The organism is Microcystis sp. M53598_WE2, assembly GCF_030067735.1.
Classification (GTDB): Bacteria; Cyanobacteriota; Cyanobacteriia; order Cyanobacteriales; family Microcystaceae; genus Microcystis; species Microcystis aeruginosa.
Genome location: NZ_JASJFE010000718.1, coordinates 1 through 4,723, shown reverse-complemented (window position 1 = coordinate 4,723; position 4,723 = coordinate 1). Strand labels below are relative to the sequence as shown.

The 4,723-nt window shown below is 40.1% G+C and carries 6 protein-coding genes and 2 pseudogenes; 4 read left to right on the top strand and 4 right to left on the bottom strand.

Annotated elements, in window-relative coordinates:
- Positions 1 to 164: 164 nt before the first annotated feature.
- Complete coding sequence (locus PX636_RS14680; protein ID WP_288117674.1) at positions 165 to 908, bottom strand: PEP-CTERM sorting domain-containing protein; 744 nt, start codon at positions 906 to 908, stop codon at positions 165 to 167.
- Positions 909 to 1,065: 157 nt separating this feature from the next.
- On the opposite strand from PX636_RS14680, the gene PX636_RS14675 reads away from it, so the two are divergent.
- Both PX636_RS14675 and speB read left to right on the top strand, forming a co-directional pair.
- Positions 1,066 to 1,566: a helix-turn-helix domain-containing protein gene (locus PX636_RS14675; RefSeq protein ID WP_012267262.1), complete on the top strand. Its 501-nt coding sequence runs from the start codon at positions 1,066 to 1,068 to the stop codon at positions 1,564 to 1,566.
- 396 nt (positions 1,567 to 1,962) lie between these two features.
- Positions 1,963 to 2,577 (top strand): annotated as a pseudogene (speB, locus tag PX636_RS14670) (agmatinase); the annotation flags it as partial.
- 32 nt (positions 2,578 to 2,609) lie between these two features.
- On the opposite strand, the gene PX636_RS14665 reads toward speB, so the two are convergent.
- Entirely contained in the window at positions 2,610 to 2,936 is a 327-nt protein-coding gene (locus tag PX636_RS14665; RefSeq protein ID WP_002757286.1) for a DUF5615 family PIN-like protein, read from the bottom strand.
- The gene (locus tag PX636_RS14660; protein ID WP_287702547.1) at positions 2,920 to 3,183 is read right to left on the bottom strand and encodes a DUF433 domain-containing protein; all 264 of its coding nucleotides are present in this window, start codon (positions 3,181 to 3,183) and stop codon (positions 2,920 to 2,922) included. The genes PX636_RS14665 and PX636_RS14660 overlap by 17 nt, the downstream gene beginning before the upstream one ends.
- Positions 3,184 to 3,239: 56 nt before the next feature.
- On the opposite strand from PX636_RS14660, the gene PX636_RS14655 reads away from it, so the two are divergent.
- Positions 3,240 to 3,485 carry a type II toxin-antitoxin system Phd/YefM family antitoxin gene (locus PX636_RS14655; protein WP_008201147.1) on the top strand — a complete coding sequence of 82 codons (246 nt, stop codon included), beginning with the start codon at positions 3,240 to 3,242 and terminating at the stop codon, positions 3,483 to 3,485.
- Positions 3,482 to 3,880, top strand: a complete 399-nt coding sequence (locus PX636_RS14650) for a type II toxin-antitoxin system VapC family toxin (protein WP_287664821.1) — start codon at positions 3,482 to 3,484, stop codon at positions 3,878 to 3,880. Before PX636_RS14655 ends, PX636_RS14650 begins: the two co-directional genes overlap by 4 nt.
- A 495-nt stretch (positions 3,881 to 4,375) precedes the next feature.
- On the opposite strand, the pseudogene PX636_RS14645 reads toward PX636_RS14650, so the two are convergent.
- Positions 4,376 to 4,723: pseudogene (locus PX636_RS14645) on the bottom strand (hypothetical protein); the annotation flags it as partial.

Genomic DNA, 4,723 nt, shown 5'->3' with positions numbered 1-4,723 from the left:
TCGTTCCTCAATAATAGTTTCTATCGCTTGAAGATGATTGATGCTTACCCTTTGTTTATTATAGCAAATATTCAGTTAAAAATACAAGAGGGAGAAGCAAGAGCCTAAAAATCCCCCTCAACTGGTCTAAAATCAAGGGGGAATGAGTTATACAAAAAAGCAATTTAACCGACGTTATTGGGTTCTTTTTCGGTTGAATTAGAGCGTTTTACTTTGCGTTTTAAGGTTGCACCTGCACCAAGTATTCCCAGGGAAAGAAGACTTAGGGTTGAGGTGGGTTCGGGGATTTCTCTAGATCTATAAACTTCGTCCATGGATTCTGCTCCGTCCATAAGCAGTCTTCCACCCCTGCCATCATAAACAAGACCAAAGGCAGATGCGGTTACATTTTTTACAAATACCTCTCCAGGTTTACCAACGGCCTTAACATTTTTTTCACACTTAATGGGACTGAGACCATCAACAAACATATCTCCGACACAAGCCGGATTCTTTCCAATGCTAGTTTGGGTTAAAGCACCACTAATTGATGCTATTGAACTAACTTGTCCTGTTTTTTCTACTGTTCGTTTATTAATGCTTACTAGACTATTACTTTGAGATTCATCCTTATCACAGATTCCATTTACACACGCAATCAACAACCTGGCTGATTTAATTGTTGTAAAATCTTCTGGCTGTAAAGGTCTTCCAACAGGTGCAACAATACCCCAAAGTTTTAAAATACCATCTAATATTACAGAAATCTTATCAAAGTCATTTACAATACCTACAGATTGAAGTGTTGAACTAGAACTTGATACTGTAGCAGACAGTACAGGAGTTTTTTGACAAAGAAGTGATATGGAAAAACTGAAAACACATAAACCCGATTTCAATAGAGAACTTTTAACTCTGTTCATTTTCATTATTTTTGCTTAAGCTAAGGTTTCTAAGAGCTTATGACATTAAAGATTAACTTTCAAGCACTAAAAAGTAAGATAAAGTCGTATAAAGTACCTAAATTTACATTCTGTGCTATAATGTCAAGCAATTATGACTTAATCCCATAGTTAAACCAATGCCATGAACAATTTTGATATTCACTCTTTAATTACAACTGTTGATAATCTCATCTTCTCCTATACAGGAGAAAATTTAGATGATGTTCAGTCTGAAATCTTAGAAGGGGTGATTAATCACCAAAAATACACAGAAATCGCTAAAAATCATCATCGTTCCGAGAAATATGTCAAGGATGTAGCCGGTAAGCTATGGAAAACCTTATCGGAAATTTTAGGAGAAGAAATTAATAAAGCTAATCTTAGGTCTAGTCTGCGAAGATATTATTATAATGTCTCTCATAACTTTAATGTAATAAATCCCGTACAAATTAATAAAGGTCATATCTGTAATCAACTACCAGAAAATCAATTACAAAAATCTAATCTTGCTGAAGAATCTAAACTCGAAATCGCTACAGAATTGATGAAAGAAGGCTTAACCGTCGAACAAATTGCTAGAGTGTTAAAACTTCCCTTAGAATTAGTTAAAGAGCAACTTGAAAAACCTAAGCAACCTAATTAGAAGTTAGGTTGACAGTGGTAGAGGGTGTTAAGCTATCGTTACAGCAGTTATCTCAATAAGTAGGTGGGTGGAATTAAATATAAGATGAACGTAGGTTGGGTTGAAGCATGAAACCCAACGCCGGTTCATGTTACGCTACCGCTAACCCATCCTACAAATAATTGTGCCTCCCTACTTATACCAAATCCGGTTATTAAAAACTGATTATTTATTCTCCCTTTTGCATGAGTGTCTCTTGCATGAGTGCCTCTCCTGATATGTAGCCTATACTCAACGGATTTAGTATTAGTAGATATGTATGAGGTCAGTTCCGGTTGATGAGAAAGGCTGTAATAGACAAAAATAGTCAAAATATTTATAATAGAAGGTTGGACTAAAATTTTCTGTGACTTGCCCATGTTATTGTCTGGCGCCACCGGTAGCGAACAATTTTTAGGGAGTGAAGCGATCGCCACTTACGCCACAGCTAAGGCCGTGATCCTGCCGATTCCCTACGAGGCCACCACCACCTATCGCAAGGGTTGTGAAACTTGGCCGGCGGCGGTGATTACTGCTTCCCAACAATTGGAAGCTTATGACGAGGAACTTAAGAGGGAAACCTGTTTAGAAGTGGGCATCTATACCCATGATGCGATCGCCGATACCCGTCAGCAACCGCAATTGTCCGCCGAGGAGATGTTAGCCGTCACCACAGCTACAGTTTCGCGTTTAATTGCCGATGATAAGTTTGTCGTCGCCGTCGGGGGTGAACACGCTATCACTACGGGAGTAGTACAAGCTTACCGACAAGCTTTATCGGAACCTTTTACGGTGGTTCAAATTGATGCCCATGGCGATATGCGTTTTGAGTACGAAGGCTCCCACCATAACCACGCCTGTGTGATGCGTCGGGTGTTAGAAATGGGTTTACCGACCTTACCCGTGGGAATTCGGGCTATTTGTCGAGAAGAAGCCGAATTAATCGCTAAACAGCAGATTCCTGTGATTTGGGATCGAGATATCGCCGGGGATGCGGAGTTATGCTGCTTTCGCCAACACAACTTTCAGGAGCCTCCAACTTCAATCACTTCTCCTGGAGAGACTTTATCTAATACGCTACAGGCATCTGGCATTAGGGGAAGTAAGTCAGAAAGTTTGTTGCTGGTTGCTACAAGAACAATAACTGCCACTCCAGTTTGCTGTAAATTTTGCTGATAACGCAAATTTTGATCTGTAGTGAGGAGAATCGTGAAACCCTCCTGACTCATCAGCCTCAGCAACTCACCGTTCTTTTTCCCTGACCATCCCATCTCAACAACTGTGCATACCTCGTAATCGGCAAGCTCACGCTTTAACGGGCGTGGGGCGCATTCATCAAGCAGGATTCGCATAGGCTGTCAACATTTCCTTTGCTAATTCAAGGGCTGAGATCGCCTGTTCTCGACTGACACTGGGAAAATGGTCTAGAAATACCTCTAATGAATCACCAGCCTCAAGATAATCAAGTAGGGTTCTCATCGGCACACGAGTTCCTACAAAAACAGGGGTTCCCCCTAGAATGTCGGGATCACTGTGAACAACACCGGATATTAATGCCATAACAAATATATCCAACTGGCTACTAGCTTTTATAGTCATTGTATCCTAAAGTCATTTAAACTAAACTTAGTTTGTGGACTTAGTTTTTTAAGAGCATGGAAACTGTAAACATTCATCAGGCTAAAACAAACCTTTCTCGGCTATTGTCCCGTGTGGAACTCGGAGAGGAAATCGTTATTTCAAACCGAGGTATTCCAATTGCTAAACTTGTTCCATTTCGGACATCTTTAGATCGACGGTCTAGTTTAGGACAAGATCGAGGGATGTTTACCGTACCAGATGATTTTAACGCTCCTTTACCAGAAGATATTTTGGTAGCATTTGAGGGTGGTGCGGAGTGAGACTTTTACTGGATACACAATGCTGGCTGTGGTGGTTTGCCCAACCAGACAAGTTAAGTGAGAATGTAATTGAACAAATTGCCAACGAAAGCAATGAAGTGTGGTTTTCTGTTGCCAGTGTTTGGGAGATGGGAATTAAAGTCTCAATCGGTAAATTACCACTGCCAGAGCAAATAGATAATTATGTCTCTACTCGAATGACCCAACTAGGAGCTAGATCGTTAGAGATCAATGCTTCTCATGCTTTGCGGGCGGCTGCATTGCCTTTACATCATCGTGATCCTTTTGACCGAATGCTGATTGCACAAGCTCAGGTAGAAGATATGATACTTGTGAGTGCGGATTCAACATTTAATCAATATGAAGTGTCTTTGCTTTGGGCAGCTAGTTCTTAGTCATAAACACAGAATTTCACCTGCCTTCTAGATGTTCGTCAACCAAATTCTGTGTAGTTGCAATTATTAACTCGCACATTTTTGCAACTAATTGACTGTCATTTCTGGAAGACTCCAAAGTGACTTGACACTGACCTGCACAAGAGCCTTCAATTTCACAGTCTTTGCAGAAATCGTTCTTACAGCCAATCAATGTGCATGGTGCGTTCCCCCAAAATCTATTAGTGGAGCGGTAGAAGTTGCATTAGGGAACGCACCCTACAGTGATAGCGATCGCACTTGTTCAAGGGTTATCAAGCGTCGTTCAAGAGTTGCTGTGTCTAGCATGGCTGCTCCTAGATTGAAAGGTATAATTTAATTGCATAGCGCAATAATTTATTCTAGTCTAGCTAAAAAATTGTCATCGTATTCAAATTACTGTTTACATAAGCAAAAATAAGATGCGTTACATTTCATGAACGCACCCTACAATATCGGCGATTGCGCTCAGATTAATTAATCTGCATTATTACCTCTAGAGCCAAAGTAAAAACCAAGGGCTGTACCAATTAAACCTGTCTGAGCGGTCAATATAAATGTGATTAAATCTTTCACCAATGAACTTGTCTTATCGAATGACTCTATCTTCTTTTCATCTATAAAACCCGACATAACTGTCAGAATTATGATTAATCCAAAACTTGCAGTTAAGGTTCCTGCTAAGATTTTTATCAAAAAAGTCGCTAATTGTGAGCGAGTCGTCTCCTGTCTCTCTTCAAGCTTAATACCCGTTTCCACCTGAGATGGCAACAAGTTTTTAATATCAACCTCTTGAGTCTGAACATAACGCTTAATCATTTCATC

What these genes read in the sequence shown, in the direction of transcription:
- PX636_RS14655 (WP_008201147.1), top strand. Translation starts at nt 3,240, where the DNA reads ATGGAAACTGTAAACATTCATCAGGCTAAAACAAACCTTTCTCGGCTA.
- PX636_RS14660 (WP_287702547.1), bottom strand. Translation starts at nt 3,183, where the DNA reads ATGACTATAAAAGCTAGTAGCCAGTTGGATATATTTGTTATGGCATTA.
- PX636_RS14680 (WP_288117674.1), bottom strand. Translation starts at nt 908, where the DNA reads ATGAAAATGAACAGAGTTAAAAGTTCTCTATTGAAATCGGGTTTATGT.
- PX636_RS14665 (WP_002757286.1), bottom strand. Translation starts at nt 2,936, where the DNA reads ATGCGAATCCTGCTTGATGAATGCGCCCCACGCCCGTTAAAGCGTGAG.
- PX636_RS14675 (WP_012267262.1), top strand. Translation starts at nt 1,066, where the DNA reads ATGAACAATTTTGATATTCACTCTTTAATTACAACTGTTGATAATCTC.